The 18,908-nt window shown below is 49.4% G+C and carries 14 protein-coding genes and 1 riboswitch; of the genes, 10 read left to right on the top strand and 4 right to left on the bottom strand.

The window, feature by feature from the left end; all coding sequences use genetic code 11:
• Positions 1 to 161: 161 nt before the first annotated feature.
• Positions 162 to 545 carry a DoxX family protein gene (locus SY83_RS05165; RefSeq protein ID WP_068604875.1) on the bottom strand — a complete coding sequence of 128 codons (384 nt, stop codon included), beginning with the start codon at positions 543 to 545 and terminating at the stop codon, positions 162 to 164.
• A 172-nt stretch (positions 546 to 717) separates the two neighbouring features.
• Here SY83_RS05165 and SY83_RS05160 point away from each other — a divergent pair, with 172 nt between their 5' ends.
• The 9 genes from SY83_RS05160 to SY83_RS05120 all read left to right on the top strand — a co-directional run bounded on the left by SY83_RS05160 (position 718) and on the right by SY83_RS05120 (position 12,497).
• A complete protein-coding gene (locus SY83_RS05160) occupies positions 718 to 1,095 on the top strand; it encodes a winged helix-turn-helix transcriptional regulator (RefSeq protein WP_068604874.1) in 378 nt (125 codons plus the stop codon).
• 95 nt (positions 1,096 to 1,190) lie between these two features.
• Positions 1,191 to 2,696 carry a spore germination protein gene (locus tag SY83_RS05155; protein WP_082882340.1) on the top strand — a complete coding sequence of 502 codons (1,506 nt, stop codon included), beginning with the start codon at positions 1,191 to 1,193 and terminating at the stop codon, positions 2,694 to 2,696.
• Between the two features lie 33 nt (positions 2,697 to 2,729).
• Entirely contained in the window at positions 2,730 to 3,902 is a 1,173-nt protein-coding gene (locus SY83_RS05150) for a Ger(x)C family spore germination protein (protein WP_082882339.1), read from the top strand.
• A gap of 10 nt (positions 3,903 to 3,912) precedes the next feature.
• Positions 3,913 to 5,004: a GerAB/ArcD/ProY family transporter gene (locus SY83_RS05145; RefSeq protein ID WP_082882338.1), complete on the top strand. Its 1,092-nt coding sequence runs from the start codon at positions 3,913 to 3,915 to the stop codon at positions 5,002 to 5,004.
• A 23-nt stretch (positions 5,005 to 5,027) separates the two neighbouring features.
• Positions 5,028 to 6,320 (top strand): beta-N-acetylhexosaminidase, encoded by a 1,293-nt coding sequence (gene nagZ / locus SY83_RS05140; protein WP_068604871.1) that lies wholly within the window; start codon positions 5,028 to 5,030, stop codon positions 6,318 to 6,320.
• Positions 6,321 to 6,515: 195 nt separating this feature from the next.
• Positions 6,516 to 8,255: a collagen binding domain-containing protein gene (locus SY83_RS05135; RefSeq protein ID WP_068604869.1), complete on the top strand. Its 1,740-nt coding sequence runs from the start codon at positions 6,516 to 6,518 to the stop codon at positions 8,253 to 8,255.
• A gap of 66 nt (positions 8,256 to 8,321) precedes the next feature.
• Positions 8,322 to 9,008 (top strand): class D sortase, encoded by a 687-nt coding sequence (locus SY83_RS05130; protein WP_157279791.1) that lies wholly within the window; start codon positions 8,322 to 8,324, stop codon positions 9,006 to 9,008.
• 57 nt (positions 9,009 to 9,065) lie between these two features.
• Positions 9,066 to 9,158, top strand: a riboswitch (cyclic di-GMP riboswitch).
• A 14-nt stretch (positions 9,159 to 9,172) separates the two neighbouring features.
• Positions 9,173 to 9,973, top strand: coding sequence for a transglutaminase-like domain-containing protein (locus SY83_RS05125; RefSeq protein WP_157279790.1), 801 nt, complete (start codon positions 9,173 to 9,175; stop codon positions 9,971 to 9,973).
• A gap of 172 nt (positions 9,974 to 10,145) precedes the next feature.
• Entirely contained in the window at positions 10,146 to 12,497 is a 2,352-nt protein-coding gene (locus SY83_RS05120; RefSeq protein ID WP_068604867.1) for a helix-turn-helix domain-containing protein, read from the top strand.
• A gap of 74 nt (positions 12,498 to 12,571) precedes the next feature.
• Here SY83_RS05120 and SY83_RS05115 read toward each other — a convergent pair whose 3' ends face one another.
• The 3 genes from SY83_RS05115 to SY83_RS05105 form a co-directional block, all read right to left on the bottom strand.
• A complete protein-coding gene (locus SY83_RS05115; RefSeq protein ID WP_068604864.1) occupies positions 12,572 to 14,143 on the bottom strand; it encodes an ABC transporter substrate-binding protein in 1,572 nt (523 codons plus the stop codon).
• A gap of 96 nt (positions 14,144 to 14,239) precedes the next feature.
• Complete coding sequence (locus SY83_RS05110; RefSeq protein WP_068604861.1) at positions 14,240 to 15,130, bottom strand: carbohydrate ABC transporter permease; 891 nt, start codon at positions 15,128 to 15,130, stop codon at positions 14,240 to 14,242.
• An 18-nt stretch (positions 15,131 to 15,148) separates the two neighbouring features.
• The gene (locus SY83_RS05105; protein WP_068604858.1) at positions 15,149 to 16,147 is read right to left on the bottom strand and encodes an ABC transporter permease subunit; all 999 of its coding nucleotides are present in this window, start codon (positions 16,145 to 16,147) and stop codon (positions 15,149 to 15,151) included.
• 288 nt (positions 16,148 to 16,435) lie between these two features.
• Between SY83_RS05105 and SY83_RS05100 the strand changes: the two genes are divergently transcribed.
• Positions 16,436 to 18,538, top strand: coding sequence for a right-handed parallel beta-helix repeat-containing protein (locus SY83_RS05100; RefSeq protein WP_068604856.1), 2,103 nt, complete (start codon positions 16,436 to 16,438; stop codon positions 18,536 to 18,538).
• The last annotated feature ends 370 nt before the right edge of the window (positions 18,539 to 18,908 follow it).

Here is an 18,908-nt window from a genome sequence, read left to right as displayed (position 1 = left end):
CGGATCCCTCTATTATAATGGGACGGCCTAACGATCTGGCAAGAGAAAGCCCCATAGTAACACTTCATATTGTGAAGTGTTACTATGGGGCTCCATTTCGTTAAAACCAGGCATTTATATTTCCTTCCTAATTCGAAGTGTATTTGCAGGTTGTTCTTCGGTTAACGGGTTAGAGTCGTTCCGTTGCGTGTTGGTTCTTTCGAATATCGGACAGCTACAAGTATGGCCAGCAACAGGAATATCAAAGGCACCATGGCTAATCCCAAGCCTTGACCGGCGCTCAGAATGGAGAATACCGCTCCCGCCATGATGATTGCCACAACAATTGCGGAGTAGACCGCGATGCGGGGCTTCCAGTATCCGATGATGAGTCCGATGCCCGCCAGCACTTCCACAGCGCCCACAAGGTACATCATCGTGAGTCCGTAATTGTAGTCTTCGGTGAACGACTTGACCTGCATGGCGTCACCGGCCAATTTGAGGAATCCGGACATGATGAAGGCCAATGCGATTAATCCTTGAACAATACGTGTTACCCATTTCATAAACAGGACACCTCTGCTTTCTTTAATAGTTACTAATGATTAGAAGGTTACTTTATGTAACCAATATAAACCATTGTCACAGTATCGTCAAGTAACTTTATTACTTTTAATAAGTATATGGTACAACAACATGTTACAATAGAGTATATGTTTTATTTTGAGGTGATGAACGATGGAATTCATGCCCCGATGTCCGCAATTTGAGAAGGGTGTTGAACTGCTGAGCAAGCGATGGAGCGCCTTAATTATACACCAGCTGTTACAGGGACCTCAGCGGTTTATAAATATTGATCAAGCGTTGCCTAACCTGAGCCACAAGGTCTTGTCGGAGCGATTAAGGGAACTGGAGCACGAAGGGCTGGTACGCAGAGATGTATACCCGGAAAGTCCGGTTCGTATTGAATACTCTCTGACGGATAAAGGCATTGCCATGACTCCGGTTCTGGAGGAGCTGTTCAAGTGGTCTGTCCATTGGCTCCCGGAATCGGATGGAGATTGTCCGGAACATCATACTAAACATGAAGAAGATCACGGCGACTGTCCTCAATGACAGCAGGTGATCTTTTTTTTTGTCATCGAAAACAGGATAATTTTTCTAAATCATTCCATACTAAGCACATCTGAACTGAGATAGGGATGAGAGCGATGAATAAACAAGCGTATGACACGGGCTATACGTCTGATCCCCAGCTGGTTCATCTTCTTCATAATAATCTGCACAGTGAGCTTGAAACCAATATTACAAATATCAACCGATTCTTCGAACATTGCTCAGATCTGCAGACTTATCGATTTAAAACCGGTCATGATGATCATGTCGTAATCATGTATTTTGACGGCTTGGCGGACAAAGAACTGATGGATACGCAACTGATCCGTCCACTTAAGGGAATCCATACCCCGGCACATCACTTGGAAGCACTCGAGGAACTTACGTCAGCCCCGTATATCAGAACCAGCACCTACATCCAAACCATAGATGCTCTAACTTCAGGGAAACCGGTCATGTTCATGGACAACTTGAGCGAAGGCCGGGCCTTCCAGCTTGTTCAGTTCGAGAAAAGAGCCATAGAAGAGCCTCAAGCAGAGTCCGTCGTGAGGGGACCGAGGGAAGGGTTTACGGAAGTGTTAAGCGTGAATCTTTCGCTGCTGCGCAGAAGACTTCGTACGCCCGCACTGAAAATCGTCTCTGTAGATGTAGGCGTGTATTCTAAGGTCACTGTGACTATCGCCTACATAGAAGGAATTGTGAAGCCGGGTATCGTTGAGTTGATCCAGAAACGGCTGCAAAGCGAGGTCCTCGACGGTGTAGTGGAAAGCGGCATGATTGAGGAGCTGATCGAAGACACCAACTATTCCCCATTCCCTCAATTGCAGACAACGGAGCGTCCGGATGTTGCCGTCGCGTCAATGCTGGAAGGCAGGGTTGTGGTCTTGACAGAAAATACACCGATTGCGCTCATTGCTCCTACGACTATGGTTTCTCTGATGCAATCGCCTGAGGACTACTACCAGCGCTTCATGACAGGCACCTTTATTCGCTGGTTGCGTTACCTGTTTTTCTTTATCGCATTGCTGGCACCTTCTTCCTATGTGGCGATTCTTACCTTTCATCAAGAAATGCTACCGACCACGTTGTTGCTAAGGATTGCTCAGTCCCGCGAGGAAATCCCGTTCCCTGCCTTACTTGAAGCGCTGATTATGGAGGTTACCTTCGAAGCCTTAAGAGAAGCGGGAATCCGTCTGCCCAAGCAGGTTGGCTCCGCCGTAAGCATCGTCGGAGCGCTTGTTATCGGACAAGCCGCCATCCAGGCAGGTTTGGTTTCCGCCCCTATGGTCATGGTCGTGGCGATTACGGGGATCTCTTCATTTATGCTTCCCCAATATTCGGCAAGCTTCGCTCTGCGAATATTGCGTTTCCCCATCATGATTCTGTCCGGGATGTTTGGACTGTTCGGCATGATGTTGTGTTTGCTAGCGATCATAACCCATCTGTGCGGATTGCAATCATTCGGTGTGCCGTATATGGCGCCGCTCGGACCGCTTAGACTCCAGGAATTAAAGGATGTCCTCATTCGTGCTCCCTTCAACAAGATGAAGAAGAGACCGTCATACTACAGTAACTCCAACCGAAAGCGAAGATCGAACTGATATATATACTTTCAAAAGGAAGGAAGGATTTCGATGTCGCGTATGTATATCTCCCGTGTCCTCCCTTTTCTTTTGTTTAGTATACTTCTTAGCGGCTGTTGGGACAGGAGGGAAGTTAATGACATGGCGTTGATTATTGCCGCGGGCATTGACGTCAAAGAAGGGGATCAAGTTGAACTCACCGTGCAAGTGTTCATCCCGAACCCAACAGCCGGAGAAGGCGGAGGCGGGGGTGAAGGGAGGATCCACTCCATTTCGCGCGTAGGGGAGAATGTGTCTGCGGCGCTGACATCTTTGCAGAGGGAATTGCCCAGATCCTTCTTCTGGGGACATGCGAAAGCTTACATCGTAGGAGAAGAGGCTTCCAGGAGAGGGATGAATCATATTATGGACTTTCTGTTTCGGGACATTGATCCCAGAGAGCAGTCCAACTTGTTTGTCTGCAGGGGGAAAGCTAAAGATTTGTTGTTATCCCTGACCGACCCCAACTCCTATGAAACCATGATTAAGTTGTCTCAGAAGAAACCGCTCCAATACTCGACCGTCTTTAAAGTCGAAGAGAAGATATCGGGGGAATCGAATTCCTTTCTGTTGCCTATAGCCGGAACAACCGCCTCCAGCGTTTCAGGACAAGAGTTTAATATTATTATGGTAAGAGGTTGCGCGGTCATAAAAAATCGAAAGCTATTAGGTTTTTTGGAAAAAAAGGATTGGGAAAGCTTGGAATGGTTTGAGAATCGTAAATTCGAGCGAAATATGACTGTCCTGTATGAAGATGAAAAGGGCCAGACTAGTTTAAAGTTAACAAGGAGTTACCTGCATTATTTTCCCCGAATTCATAAAGGAGTATGGAGCATGCACCTTCGGATTAAAGTCAATGCGGATATCGCGGAAAGCTCCAATTCGTTAGATTTCATGAGCACTAAGGACAATCTGAAGAAAGCGGAACCTTGGTTTAATAAGAAGATACAACAAGAAGTAACACAAATCATTCGCGAGGGTCAAAAGAAATACAGCGCGGACATCTTCGGATTCGCCCGGGAATTTCATAAAGCCTATCCCGAACAATGGAAGAAAGAGAAAAGGAATTGGGAGCGGATCTTCTCGGACATGCCTGTAACGGTGGAAATCGACACTGTAATTCATACACCGGGGATCTCAAATATAAACCAACTTACAGACAAGATCGAACAGGAAAGAGAGTGACGTAAACGTAATGTCTATAAGCTGCAGACAATTGTTCTGGATGATCACAAGCATGCAAGTGGTCATGGCGATTCTGCTTACATCATCGGCCACCGTCCGGATTTCCGGACAGGACGCTTGGATATCGGCAATGATTACCGTTCTGCTAGGGATAGTGACCGTATTTATTAATGTCAAATTAAGTTTGATGTATCCGGAGAAAACCTTTATCGATTTTGTAAGAATAATGCTTGGCCCATGGCTCGGCGGAGGTATGGTATTGTTGTATCTGCTCTATTGGTTCGTAGTCTACGTTGCAATTCTGCGTCAATTTACCACGTTCATGATTGGTACGATTTTGCCTGAGACGCCGGTTTCTATCATTATTATGCTGATGGCATCCGTGGTGCTGTATTCTACTTTGTCCGGGTTAAGTGTAATCGGCCGTATGAGTGAATTTCTGGGACCCGTTATTATAGCGGGGATTTTCTTGCCGATCTTGTTATCCTTTAATAATTTAAATGCCGAGAGGCTGCTGCCTGTTCTAAAGGATCATAACGGGTTTACCCTTTTACAAGGTTCATTGATGGGCGCTCCTTTCCTGGGAGACTGTTTCTTGGTCATTATGTTAATTTCATTCGTGAGCAAACGAGAATTCGTGATGAAGCACGGGATCGGAGGGGTTCTGTTAGCCGGTGCGGGATTTGTGGTCTCGATTGTTGCGACACTCATGGTTTTTGGTCCGAATGTAACCCAAAGCTTCCCTTACCCTTTATTAATGCTGGTTCGTTCCATATCAGTGGCGGGGATTATCGAAAGTTTGGACGCGATCGTCGTGGCCATCTGGATTATGAGTATCTTCCTGAAGCTATCCATCTATTTGTTCGCCGTTAGTTACGGTACAGCTCAGTGGACGGGAACCGGGAAGTGGAGAACATATGCAGTCGTGTTCACTATACTCGGGTTGCCGCTGGCCCTCTTACCGCGCAATTACATCGAAGTATCCGTGTTTTTCCCCATTAAAGTGGCTGTGCCTTATATTTTTCCGATTATTATGGTCGGGATCCCGTTGTTACTTTGGATTACGGCTTTGGTTCAGAGGAATATCCGCGTACAAGGATAATGGAGAAAGGAGTTCACCAACACATGGAAACCAAATGTAAATGTATCGTATTCCAAATAGCTCTCGCATTCGTGCTCACTTCATGCGGACAGCAGCAAGCGGAACCTGTTCCCCAACCGCCGTCAACTTCTCCGGCTTCGCCAATTCCGCAGAAGCCCCCGACGCCCCAAGCGCCCGAAGATCCACAAACGCCGCAAGCTCCTTCGGTTCCGGAGGTGAAGGATCCTGTTCAGGAGCAACTCGCGGGGATGACCACGGAGCAAAAACTCGGACAGATGGTGCTTGTCGGTTTGAAGGGAGCAACAGCTCAATCGGATGCAGAAGAGATGATGAACAAGTATCATGTGGGCGGATTTATTTTGTACAAGGACAATATCAACAATGCCAAGCAGACATTGGGTTTACTGAATCAGCTCAAGCAGATGAACCGCAATCATGGGGTGCCATTATGGCTCAGCCTGGATCAGGAGGGCGGTTTGGTAAGCCGCATGCCGCGCGAATTCACAGAAACGCCCGCCGCCGCGGATATCAGCCGATACGATGACCCGAACTATACGTATGCGATCCATCAAGCCATCGGTGAAGAAGTAGCTTCGCTTGGCTTCAATATGGACTTCGCGCCGGTGCTCGACATTAACAGTAACCCTGACAATCCGGTCATTGGCCAGCGCTCCTTCGGTACGACTGTAGAGAAAGTGATCCGTCACGGGAGCCAGGCGATGAAAGGCATCAGCTCTAAAGGCGTGGTGCCCGTCATCAAACATTTCCCCGGGCATGGAGATACGTCGGTGGATTCTCATCTTGAACTGCCTGTCGTGAACAAGAGTCTTGAGGAGCTTGAGGCGTTTGAGATCCGGCCTTTCGCGGATGCGATTCAACATCAGGCCGATGTTGTGATGGTGGCACATTTACTGCTGCCTAAGGTGGATTCCAAGGCTCCTGCATCCCTGTCAAAGAAGATGATTACGGGGCTATTAAGGGAGAAGCTTAAGTTTAAGGGCGTCGTCATCACGGACGATATGACCATGGGCGGGATCGTCAAGCATCATGAGATCGGCAAGGCAGCTCTGCAATCCGTGCAGGCAGGGAGCGATATCGTGTTAATCGGTCATGACTATACAATGCAGAAACGGGTGCTTGAGGCGTTGAAGCAGGGGATGCAATCCGGTGTGCTCACGGAACGGATGGTGGACGAGCGGGTGTACCGTATTTTGAAATTAAAACATAAATATGGCTTGGCTGATCAGAAGACGGAACCTGTGAATGTCAGCGAAATCAATCGCAAAATCTCGAAGGTATTAGATTTGCATCCATAATATTAGGTTGAAATGGCTTCACCTGAGATATAGGTGAGGTCATTTTTTGTCTAAATATAAGAACTATTGTAATAATATAGTAGATTTAACTAGTTCTAGATTCTAATCTTCTAAAATATGTTAATATATTGTACAGGCATTTTAGTTAAAGCTGGGGATAAAGTATTGATATGGGAGAAGGAGAGATGTCCGTCAATGATTCTTCGTAAAAAGGTAAGCGCGTTGCTGGTCACGATTATGTTTATGACACTGTTGGTTAACGTTACGGGGTTACTAGGGCAGTCGGGCGCGCAAGCGGCTGAAGTCGGTAGCCAGAAGTTCCTGAGCAAGGATTCCACGAATTATGACGCGGCGACGCAGACGATTTCTTGGGCGATCAAGTATAACTACAATCAGAAGGATGTTCCTGCTGCGGATGCCATTTTGACAGATTTATTTCCAGATACGCAGCAGCTAGTTCCAAATTCTCTTCAAGTGTACCCGATTACGTTTAATTCAGGCGGATTTGAAGTGAAAGGTACAGTACTGGCTTCATCCGAGTACACCGTGACTCCCACAACAGCAGCAGGTCAGACTGGTTTTCATGTGCAATTCCATCAGGATGTTACATCAGCTTTCAAAATAGAGTATAAAACAGCCGCCGTTCAACGCGTGACCGGCACGACGATGGTGATCAACTCGGTGTATTCCAACACGTATAAGGATGTGTCTGGACGCGAGATCGACCAGGTGATTATCAGCAAACGGGCTGGCGCTGTAGATGCCGCGGCTCAAACCGTGGTCTGGACCGTCAAGCTGAACGGGGACAGCAAGATCATGTCCAACGTCTACCTGCAGGATACGTTTACGCAGGGCGGACTTCAGTTCGTGCCGGGATCGCTGACGGTCACTGCAGATGGAGGCGCGCCGGCAGCGTATAATCTGGTACTGCGCGAATCCGTTACACCTGCGGCAACCGACGGTTTCGACCTTACTCTGCAGTCTCCGATTTCGGGCCCGCATACCGTCAGTTACGCGACCTATTTCGATGAAGACTGGTTAAGCGGGCCTGTAGTTCCAGGCAACGTCGAATATGTGAATCAAGCCCGTGTAGACTGGGATGAGAATGGGTCCGCCCCGCTTACAGTCACAGCTGCATTTGATCCGTCAGGGGCGAATGGGAAGCTTACCATCCAGAAAGTCGATGAAGCCGACCCTTCGTTGTTGCTCAGCGGAGCGAGTTTCGAGCTTTACCGCGTATCTGACGCGGAACGGACTCTGGTGAATACACTGACCACGGATTCGGTCGGGAAGGCTGTATTTAAGAAGCTGATTACCGGCGCCTATGTACTCATTGAGAAAACAGCGCCGGCCGGCTACAAGTTAGATCCGACGGAGCATCTCTTTACTATTGATGTATCCGCTACGACATGTTATTGCAAAACGATAACAAATGCTAAATTGCCGCCGACGGATCCACCGCCGACAGATCCACCGCCGACAGATCCACCGCCGACGAATCCGCCGCCAACAGATCCACCGCCGACGAATCCGCCGCCAACAGATCCACCACCGACGAATCCGCCGCCAACGGATCCGCCGACGACAAACCCACCGCCGACGAATCCGCCAACGGATCCGCCAACGACGGTGCCACCAACTACGATACCACCGACGACGGTACCGCCGATCGAATTAACGCCGGTACCGGATGTGACGCCAACCGGAAACATAGAGGTACCTACGGAACCGGTCCGTGTTGATCCTCCGGAGGATGTAGACATCATTGAAACAGATGTAGACGTTCCTTTGGGAACGGCCGTTCCCGATGAAACGATTGCACCGATGCTTCCTAAGACCGGCGAAGCCAGTCCATGGAAGACGCAAGCTCTCGGTGTAGCCGTGATCCTGTTGGGCTTCGCAGTACTTAGACGGAAAGTTCTCGTCAAGCGCTAAAGAACATGACCATTGGAAGCGAGACCTTACGAGGCTCGCTTCCATTTTGTATGAAGGGAGTTAATTATGTTGAGACAGAAATTACTTGCGGCATTCATCATTCTGACGGGATTTATGATCTTGCTCTATCCCGCTGTTAAAGACCGGTACGAGACGTATCAACAGAATCGGATCTTGGAACAATGGCAACAGAACATGCAACAGATCGCTCTGGAGACGACGGTAGAAGATATTGTGGAGCAGGCCGATCTTCCACCGGACGACAGTGATTCTGCCGCAACGAAGCCAATGACAGCGCAGCCTGCCCCGTCACAGAAAAAACCGCCCGCGGCTGAAGTAAAGTTAAAGAACGTCGAGGGCGTCTTGATCATCAACAAAATTGATCTGAACTTGCCAATCCTGACCAACGCTACGAAACAAAACTTGTCACGGTCAGTCGCCAGCATTGCCAACACCGGTAAAGCCGGCCAAATCGGCAATTACGCCATTGCAGGTCATCGTAACCGTACATACGGAAAGAATTTTAACCGGTTAGGCGAGATGAAGATCGGTGATGTAGTTGAAGTCGACACGGGAAAAGAGAAATTTCGATATAAACTGACAAGCAAGGAGATTGTGCTTCCCGAAGAGGTTGGGGTGCTGAAAGGAAAGGAGAATTTACGCGAAATTACGCTGGTTACGTGCCATCCTATGAAAAATCCGACCCATAGACTCATTCTGAAAGGACAAATAATTCCAAATCATAGGTCGTAAGTCTATATACAAGCTGTCGATCCTATAGTACATTTAGATTAATAAATAAGGTGCTTTCACCGATAAAGGCAAATTTAGCGAAAGCTAAAGACGCAAAACTAAAGGGTCTTCCTTAGTAGAATTCTACTAAAAAGACAGCCAGTTACCGAAGGGGGAGTTTTTTTGTGTCTAAATGGGTATGGAGATCGATGTTTGTTATAGTTTTGGGTCTTTTGGCTCCCTTCGGTTCCGTGGCGGCCGCGTCGTCCATGACACTATTCGACAGCGAAGCTTTGACTAAAGGTGTGTTAAGGGTAAACTATGAACAATCTCCGGATCGGGAAACGATCATCCGTGTTACGAAGGGGAAAGTCAGCTACGACTACAGAATGAGCCCGGGAGCCCAATATCCGCTGCAGTTAGGGGACGGGGTATATAAGGTGCTGATCGCGCAATCGGTAAGCGATACTAAATATAAAGTTATTACCCAAGAAGAGCTCACACTGAAGCAGGGGGTCGGTAACGACGTATTCCTGCAATCCATCTCCTTGATCAACTGGTCGAATAGCACGTCAGCTGTGATTAAAGCACGTGAATTGACCTTACGCGCCGAAACCGATCAAGCTAAACTAAAAGCCATATACACATATATCACCAAAAATATAAAGTATGACACACTTGAAGCGAAAACCGTTTCCTCGAAATACACGCCGGAGGTAGATGAGATTTATAAATCCTCCAAGGGGATCTGCTACGATTTCGCGACCTTGTTCGCGGCTATGGCCCGAAGCGCGGGGCTTCCCACCAAGGTCGTGAAAGGGTACCATGCCGATGCCCCTGCCACGTACCATGCTTGGAACGAAGTATATATTGATAACAAGTGGCAGACGGTGGACACCACTTACGATGCGGCCTATGTACAACACGGCAAGACACCAACGCTGTTCAAGGCGGCTTCCCAATATAAGACGGTTAAATTTTATTAAAGCGGACGCCATGTGTAGGACCATCCTGTTGTTGTTAGCTGCGACGACAACGGATGGTCTTTTTTTTACCCATATGGCAAAGGATTACGTAAAATTCATAGTGGAGACCATCCAATTTCTGTGAGATACTAAATCCAGGGAACTATGTAAACGCTTTAATGGAGGTAATCACATGCGTATGCTGCAGGCCTATAAGTCCAAGAAGTATCTTCTGCGAATGCTGTTGTCTCTGACGCTGCTGATGTTCGCGGTGCTGCTCACCTCTTCTCTGGCACAACAATACAATGCCGAGCGAAGCGCCATCACCATGCAGCAGGAAGCCAACCGGAAGGTCATGACTCAAGTCAACAATAACATTTCCTATATGAAAGAAATCATTAGTAACTTCGCGGTCAACCTCTATGCCGAGAAACGAATTGTAGCCTTGATGACGATGCGGCAGCCTGACCCCATGACCGTCATCCAAGCGGTAAATGATCTCCATCAGAGCTACACCCTCTCCTCCTTTCTTCACTCCATTATGGTGTACAACGGTTACGCGAACGAGACCTACGCGGTCGGCGACCTTGGACTGTCCAAGCCGGATCATGCGATGTCCGAAGAGCTTGTTCGCTTGCTGAAGCGGAAGGAAAAGCTGCCGAGAATGGAGCTGCTTCCTATGAATTTCAGCGGTAGGGAACGTTCCGTGGACTTCTTCTCGCTCGTCATATACGAAACCTACTATCCTGACAATGCCACCCGCGAGAGCGCGCTGGTCCTCAATATCAAGCCCGAGTGGCTGATTGAGAATATGCGGTCGATCAACGATTTTGCCCATCCCGAAAGGTCAGGTATTTTTATCGTCGATGAAGCAGGCAACGTTATCTTATCCGGCCAGGGAGATCATCTGCTCTCCAATCTGGATGCATTGAAGCAGGTGCTGCATAAGCGCAATTCGATAGTTCCCGAGCAATTCGGTTATTTCACCAACCCCTTGGGCGGCGAAGACGATTTCCTCATCACGTTCATGAACACCGAGGTGTCCTCTTGGAAAGTGGTCACGGTTCAACCCTATGAAGATGTGCTGGGACCGATTCAACAGATGAAAACGACCTCACACTTGTTAAGCGCGGCCTTTCTCCTGTTATCGGTGATCGTCTCCATTCTCATGGCGCATAAGCTCTATAAACCCATCGAGAGGATGATTGCGCAGATGGGGATCGACCCCGCCGAGGAGCGGGAAGAGAGAGCGGGCAGCCGGGATGAGCTGTCGCATGCGGCCAACAGGTACAGCCAGATGGTTCAGAAGCTGTATCACGTATCGAATGAACAAGATAAGCAGAAGACGATTGTGAAGAATTATCATCTTCGTACCCTGATCGCCAGCAGTCCGGCCTTCACCCCGGGGCAATTCGCCGAAAGTATCGCGCATAACCAGTTGAATATAGAACCAAAGGGACCTTACCGGCTCGTTATTATGAAGATCGACGGCTATCACAGCTTTATGCGGAATGTGAGTTATAATCAGCGGTTGCTGTACTATTTTGCCATTAACAATATTGCCGAAGATATGATGCGAACGAGTCCGTTCCGGTGCGAAATCGCGGATATGCGCAGTGATCATGTGGTCATGCTGATAAGCGGGGAAAGCCTGAACGGGCAAGAGACCGCGCCGCTGATCCCTGTTCTCCAACGTATTCAAGAGGTGATTAACGGATACTACAAGCTGTCTTTGTCCATGACGGTTAGCGATCTGATCGGGGAGTACGAGGACATTTCGGAGGGGTACGGCCGGGCAATCCAATATTCAATGTACAAAATGCTGTTCGGCAGCAACGCCATTCTCACACCGGAGCGGGTCAGATCCAACATGGAGCAGTACGAATACACCTTCCCCGAGGATCTGGAGAAGAAGATGATTGAGAGTATCCGGACCAACGATCTGAACGGGATGCTGGAGGCGATACATCACATTCTGGAGCAATTGTCGCGCTACCATTACGATCATATCATTCATGGCATGCTGCACGTGGTGGATATTCTGAAAGGGACCGTCCGGGATCTGAACAAAAACAGGGTGGTGTCGCTGTATGTCGACCTGAGCTCATTAAGCCGGCAGGTGCTCGAGAAGGAAACGATGGAAGAGATCAGAGAATTGTTAGGGCAAGCCTGTACCGAGATTCATGACAAACTGCTTGAGTCGGACCATGAGAAGAACTCGGCGCTTACCGATGCGATCAAGGAAATCATGGAGGTTAATTATAAGGACCGCAATTTAAGTCTTCAGGGCATTGCATCAATTCTGCATATGACGCCGGCTTATGTGGGCTTAAAATTCAAGCAGAGCGAATTGATGTCGGTGGGCGAATATCTCAATGAAGTGCGTCTGAGGCATGCGCAGAAGTATCTGGAAACCAAGAGCTTCAGCATTAAAGAAATTATGGAGCTGGTGGGATTTTTTAACGAAAGCACATTTTTTAAACTGTTCAAAAAGAAGTTCGGTGTCACGCCGCGGGAATACAGACTTAAGAAAAGTCTGGAGTAGGCGGAGGGGGCAACGAACAAGAAGAAAGGCTTCGCCGCGTGACTCGGCGAAGCCTTCTTCTGTGTTATGCGTGACTATTTAACACCTTTCTCTTTCAGGAACGCTTCCCATTGCGCGGTGGCTTCTTTATCGATTTTGTCCTGTCCGGATGCTTTGAGTTTATCAATAAATTTAGGCAATAAATCCTTCGGATCTACGGCGCCGGTTTCCAAAGCGAGCTGGAACTCCTCTTTGGTCGCCTGAACGTTGGCAATCTCGGACTTGATGCTTTCTTGATTCACAGAGAATCCGTAAGACTCTGCCACAAGCGCGCTGTCATTCAATTGGACTGTCCGTTCCCACACGTCCTGGGATTGGCCCGGTTTCAGGAACGCGTTGAACTGGTTGCCGAATACCCAATCCACATTGGGAGCGTAGCCCGAATCTTTAATCGGCTCCATATACAGATCGTCTTTCTTCGTGTAATGCTTGCCTTCAATTCCGTTGCAGATCAGGTTGTAGAGATACTTATCCGTATTGAGAAGGTTAATTAACATGAGCGTGCGCTCCGGGTTCTTGGAAGTTTTACTGATGACATGCATCGCACTGGAGATACCTGTGAAATAACTGTCTGAAATCGGTACGTACACGACTTCGTTGCCGCCGTTCACGTTCTTCTCATCAACTTCCCCGCCCGGTTTGGATGTGAACTCAATGCCGACGGCTACGTTGCCTTTCGCTTTCAGGTCATTGATGTTCTTCAGTACCGGCGCGTCCTTGTTAATGTAACCGGCTTTGTACCAAGCGTGCATCGTGTCATAGTATTCCTTCTTATCTTCGATCATCTGGATTTCCGTGAGATTCTTGAAGGTCGCATCGTCCTTCTGATAAGTAACGGCCAGGCCGTCCGCGCCGACACGATTTCTGTCAACATAAATGCCCCATGAGTTCTGAGCCATGCCGAAAGGAATAACGCCTTTCTCGTTGTCCTTCAACTGCTTAAGGAAAGGTTCCAGATCCTTATACGATTGAATGGTGGAAACATCCAGCTTATATTTATCAATGTACTGCTTCTGAATGATCAAGCTCTTCGTCTTGGCGGCCACCTGGTAGATCGGGAACCCGTACACTTTGCCGTCCACGGCTTTCATATCCGGCCAGAATTTATCCGGAATGTTCTTGCGCGCTTCCGGCGCATACTGGTTAATCATGTCATCCGTCAGCTCCAGGAAGGCCCCTTTGTCGACGTTGCCCTGATAAGGAAGCAGCCAGTACCGGGAAGACCAGGCGAGATCGAATGCTTCGCCGGCGGCCATCATCGCGTTTAGCTTCGTATCGTATTCATCAAATGAGAGCGGTTTCAAATCAACGGTGGCATTGATCTTTTCTTTGAGATACTTATTGATCTCATCCTGCACCGTCTTCTGATCGGCTCCTGCCGGATTGCTTGGATAATAGAACGTAAGCTTCGCTTCAGGAAGCTCAGGCGTTCCGGTCGGTTCTTCCTCTTTAACCGGTTCATTTGTTGTCGTACTTTTCGTATTCTCCCCGGTTTGGGCTCCGTTCGTGTTCTTGTTGTTGCCTGCGTTGTTGGAGCAAGCGGCGATCAGGGCCAGGCATAGAAGGAAAACACACAGTTTCATTACATTTGTTTGTCTCATTTTCATAGAACAACCCTCCGTTATCGTATTCCATACATGTATTCGCTTGCAAAAAAAGGCCCCACCTCCTCCATAAAGTGAACTTGCCGATCTAACATCACTTTAGCCTTTCAATGAACCCACCGTAATCCCTTTGACAAAATACTTTTGAAAAAAAGGAAATATAACCAGCATAGGTCCGCCGGCCAGAATGGCCATCGCCATCCGTACCGAGAGGGTTGGGAAATTGGCGTATTGCATGCGGCTCGCCGCCTCCGCCATCGGTGAGTTCGCGAGAAATTCAATCTGGGAGAGAATGCGTACAAGCAATAGCTGCAGAGGAACATATTTATCGTTATCGACGAACAGCAGCGCGTAAAACCACTCGTTCCAGTAGCCGAAGGAGATGAAGAGCCCAAGCGTTGCGAGCGCGGGTGTCGACAGCGGCATAATGATGCGGAAGAAAATTCGGAATTCGCCGGAGCCGTCCACTTTCGCGGATTCTATAATCTCTTTCGAGATTTTGTCCAGGAAGCCCTTCATGATCAGAATATTAAACGGGCTGAGAACGGTCGGAATGATGAGCGCGGCAAGGGTGTTCTTCAGGTGCAGGTACTGGGTCATCAGAATATAGAACGGAATCATGCCCCCGTTAAACAGGATGGTGAAGAAGATATAGAACGTAATGGGCCGGTTGTAGCGGAAGTCGCTGCGGGAAATCGGATAAGCGGTCATGGCGGTAAGGAGCAGGGAGATCAGGGTACCCACAACGGTTATCAAAATAGTAACACCATAGCCTCTCAGCAAACTTTCCGGTTTGCTCAATACAATCTGGTAAGCCTCCAGGCTGAATTCGCTGGGAATGAACTGGTAGCCGTTCTGAACAAGGCTGTTCTCGGACGTAACGGATACGATAATCAGAAGGATAAACGGCAGCGCTATGAACAGGCAGGCTACGGTGAAGAAGCCGTTGATCAACAAGCCGGCAAGCCTGTTAGAGCGGGTATTCGACATGCGAAGCATCTCCTTTGTTTAGAATAAGGCGTTGTCTTTATCTATTCTTCGCACGATATAGTTGGCCGAAACCACGGTAATCAAGCCCAGCACGGACTGAAGGAAGCCGACCGCCGCTCCGGAATTAATATCGCCCATCTTCGTTAAAGCGCGGTAGATGTACGTATCGATAATATCCGTAGTCCCGTAGTTCATACCCACATTATTCGGAACAAAATAGTGGAGGCCGAAATCACCGCGGAAGATGTTGCCGAGTCCAAGAATAAACAAAATAATGACCAGCGGCTTGAGCAGCGGGAGTGTGATCCGGAGCATCATCTGAATCCGGGTGGCGCCGTCGAGCTTGGCGGCCTCGTAATAATCGCTGTTAATGCCTGTGATGCCGGCATAATAGACAAGAGTCGAGAACCCTACGCCTTTCCACACGGAGACCAGCGGCAGGATGAACAGCCACGGTCCGGTTTCGAAATACCAATTGCGGGGTTCCATTCCAAACGTGTGCAGTAAGCTGTTGAGAAACCCGTTCTCATGGTCCAGGAAGGAGTTCGCGATATAACCGACCAGCACGAATGAGATAAAGAAGGGCAAGAACATTGTCGTCTGATAGAGCTTAACCATCCTTCCGCTCAGCTCGTTCAATAATAAGGCGAACAACAGGGCAACCGCCGTTCCGAGAATGATGTAAACGAAGTTGTAAGCCAGGGTATTGCGGATGACCCGAACGGCATCCTGCGACTTGAACAGAAACTCGAAATTGCTGAACCCCACCCACTTGCTTCCGAAGATGCCTTGATCATACCTATAGAACTTAAAGGCGAGGATCAGCCCGACCATCGGAATGTAGGCGATCACGAATTTGAATAGGATGCCGGGCAGCGCCAGCAGTAACAACTCCCGGTTCTTTCGAAGATGTCTTAATTCTTTACCGAACCAGGAGGCGGGCCTGGGGGCGGGTTTGTGCGCCCTTTCCAGTCCGTCTCCGATCTTCCGCGATAACGCGGGGTCTGATTTACTCATGCAATCTCCTCCGTCTCTTGCCTTGCTTGCTGCTCATAAAATCATCTTGGCATATCCTTTCTCCGGTGCAAACAGCAGGAATCATGGATTACTGTCTACGGCGTTGTGAATTATGCGGTTTCATGTTTTGACATCAAATGACCTGGACTGGGGCGCTTATATTGGGAGTCAGCACAGTAAATCGCTTAATCCACAGTAGCAACATGACTTAGTTTTATATCGAATAGTAGCGCTGTCCCCTTTCCTGAGACACGATGGGAATATAAGCTTAAAGGGGGTTTGATTTGAATGACTGAATCGATGGATAAGAAAATTTATGTAAGCGTTGAAGAGGGCGACGATGCCGGGACGGGAAGCCGGCTGCATCCTTTCCGTACGATTCAGGCGGCACAGGAAGCGGTGCGGGGATACATTCGCAGCGGGCACACCGGCCAGATTACCGTCTGCTTGCGCGGCGGAACTTACGAGCTTACGGAACCGTTGCGGTTCGGACGGGAGGACACCGGCGGGGGAGCATGCCGGGTTGAGTATAGGAATGAGGCCGGCGAAGCGCCGGTATTACTTGGAGGTAAGGTGCTGACGGAATGGGAGCTATGGCAGGATGGCATCTGGCGTACGCCGGTGCCTTCTTCCGCGCGAATTCAGACGCTGTACGCCAACGGGGAGCGGATTACGAAAGCCAGGCTGCCGGCGGTCGGATACTATACCACGAGTGCCTCCCCGGGCAGGGAGCGCGAAGGCATAGCTTATCGGGAAGGGGATCTGCCGACACCCGTTGATTCTTCCGGTCTTCAGGTGTTTGTATGGCCGGGGGAGGGGGAATGGAACTGGTTTTCTGAAACCATCCCCGTACGAAGCATAGATTACACCGCTCGCTTCCTTGAACTCGCACGGCCCGCCACTTGGGGCATCGGGGAGGGATCGAGATATTACCTGCAAGGCTCTCTGGACTTTCTGCGTGAACCCGGCCAATTCCATTTCAGTGAAGCGGAAAGCATGGTATATTACCGGCCTGAACGCGGTTCACCGAATGAGCAGACCGTGGTTGCGCCCCTGCTGACACGTCTGGTTGAAATCCAGGGGGAGGATGAGAATCGACTCGTATCGGGGCTATCCTTCCGCGGGCTGACCCTGGCTTGCACCGATTTCATTGCGGATCACCGGATGATGCGGAGTGAGCCTGGGATGGATAATGCCGAGCCAGAGGAGAATCGTAACGGATTAATCTACATCCGCAACGCGGCTTCGGTCGAAATCGACTCCTGCATCATTCGCGCATCCGGATCCTGCGGCATCTTTCTCGATCGATGCGCGGAACGAATCACGATTACCCGAAACTATATCGGGCATGTCGGGCACACGGCGGTGTACGCATCGGGATTCGCGCCGGGCGAAGGGGACTTCGCGGGAGCCGAGACGCCGTATGTCAACAAAGGTCATAGCATCGCCCATAACGTGATAGAACACGGAGGCGAGCTTGTCGGTCACGGCAGCGGGATCGTGCTCTATCAGTGCGGGGAGTGCGACATCGCCCATAACCGCATCGCGCATATGCCCCGTTACGGCATTTCACTGAAGGGCCTGAGGTACAGGATGATGCCAACATCGCTCTGGGGCGAAGGGGTCACATGGGAGAATCACTGGGATTTCCTGTTCACGCGAAACAACCATGTGCGCTGTAACGACATCTCGGATGTGATGACGGACAGCCAAGACGGGGGCATGATTGAATCCTGGGGAATCGGCCTCGGCAACCGGATCACAGGCAACCGTCTGCACCATAGCGGAATTCACTTCTCGTTCGGCTTCGGCATTTACCTGGACGATGCCTCGGATGATGTGGAAGTGAGCGGCAATGTGCTGGACCATCTGTACAGCACGAATACCGGCAAGCTTTGGATGACTATTTTCTCCAAGGGAATCGGAAACCGCATCGTGAATAATCTCATGGTGGACAATCCGGATGCCGTGTGTGCCATAGGATCTCAAGAGATGGCGGGGGAGGATACCCGGGATATCGTCGTAGAGAAGAACATCGTGTCCGACTCCGGTCATCTGTACTGCTTCGTGAACTGGAGCGCATACCGGTTCTTGCTGGCGGATCGCAACGTATTCTGGCGCAACGGAGAGCCCTGCCGGATTGCCGGCGAGTTGCCGGCGGAACCGGCGGGCATCAACCCGGTCTGGGGCAACGAATACACCTGGCAAGCGTGGCGCGAGCTTCTCGGGGGGAAATATGATGCCCGATCTTTGCTTGGTGCGCCGGGCTTTGTGAATTCCCAAGACGGCGATTACCGCCTGGAGGCTTCTTCCCCCGCCTACAAGCTGGGCTGGGAAGATATTGATTTTACCTTATTCGGACCTCAGATTCCCATTGAATCTTCTGTATAATGCAGCGGACCGTAGCTGACTTTTGTCGGGTACGGTCCGTTTTTTGTTGCAGAATTGTACTCGGCATAATCCAGTTGGTCGCCCATCTGACATTTTTTGCGCGCTATGAAATTTTATCGAAAAGTATAGCGCGTGATGGTAACAGTTTTCGTTGAGGTGCCCCCCAATTACGCTAGATTCGGTTGCCGTCAAAGTAATCTCAGCTATAAAGTAACCATTTACTCTCGTGTGTTGCGGAGACTGCACACGAAGGAAATTGGTTACCTAATTGTGCTCCACCAGCCTTCTGTGCCGGATACCATAGCGGGATAGGGTATGTGTCAGTTCGTTAGCGGGCTTGACCTTTCACTTTGCACAATTGAATTGAAAT

Origin of the sequence: Paenibacillus swuensis (assembly GCF_001644605.1) — a bacterium.
Taxonomy (GTDB): domain Bacteria; phylum Bacillota; class Bacilli; order Paenibacillales; family DY6; genus Paenibacillus_N; species Paenibacillus_N swuensis.
Note: the sequence above shows the minus strand (reverse complement) of the source record. Positions and strands in the feature narration are given on the sequence as shown.

Excerpts from the sequence above, each read along its gene's own strand:
- SY83_RS05165 (WP_068604875.1), bottom strand. The coding sequence starts at position 545 with ATGAAATGGGTAACACGTATTGTTCAAGGATTAATCGCATTGGCCTTC.
- SY83_RS05160 (WP_068604874.1), top strand. The coding sequence starts at position 718 with ATGGAATTCATGCCCCGATGTCCGCAATTTGAGAAGGGTGTTGAACTG.
- SY83_RS05155 (WP_082882340.1), top strand. The coding sequence starts at position 1,191 with ATGAATAAACAAGCGTATGACACGGGCTATACGTCTGATCCCCAGCTG.
- SY83_RS05150 (WP_082882339.1), top strand. The coding sequence starts at position 2,730 with ATGTCGCGTATGTATATCTCCCGTGTCCTCCCTTTTCTTTTGTTTAGT.
- SY83_RS05145 (WP_082882338.1), top strand. The coding sequence starts at position 3,913 with ATGTCTATAAGCTGCAGACAATTGTTCTGGATGATCACAAGCATGCAA.
- nagZ (WP_068604871.1), top strand. The coding sequence starts at position 5,028 with ATGGAAACCAAATGTAAATGTATCGTATTCCAAATAGCTCTCGCATTC.
- SY83_RS05135 (WP_068604869.1), top strand. The coding sequence starts at position 6,516 with ATGATTCTTCGTAAAAAGGTAAGCGCGTTGCTGGTCACGATTATGTTT.
- SY83_RS05130 (WP_157279791.1), top strand. The coding sequence starts at position 8,322 with ATGTTGAGACAGAAATTACTTGCGGCATTCATCATTCTGACGGGATTT.
- SY83_RS05120 (WP_068604867.1), top strand. The coding sequence starts at position 10,146 with ATGCGTATGCTGCAGGCCTATAAGTCCAAGAAGTATCTTCTGCGAATG.
- SY83_RS05115 (WP_068604864.1), bottom strand. The coding sequence starts at position 14,143 with ATGAAAATGAGACAAACAAATGTAATGAAACTGTGTGTTTTCCTTCTA.
- SY83_RS05110 (WP_068604861.1), bottom strand. The coding sequence starts at position 15,130 with ATGTCGAATACCCGCTCTAACAGGCTTGCCGGCTTGTTGATCAACGGC.
- SY83_RS05105 (WP_068604858.1), bottom strand. The coding sequence starts at position 16,147 with ATGAGTAAATCAGACCCCGCGTTATCGCGGAAGATCGGAGACGGACTG.
- SY83_RS05100 (WP_068604856.1), top strand. The coding sequence starts at position 16,436 with ATGACTGAATCGATGGATAAGAAAATTTATGTAAGCGTTGAAGAGGGC.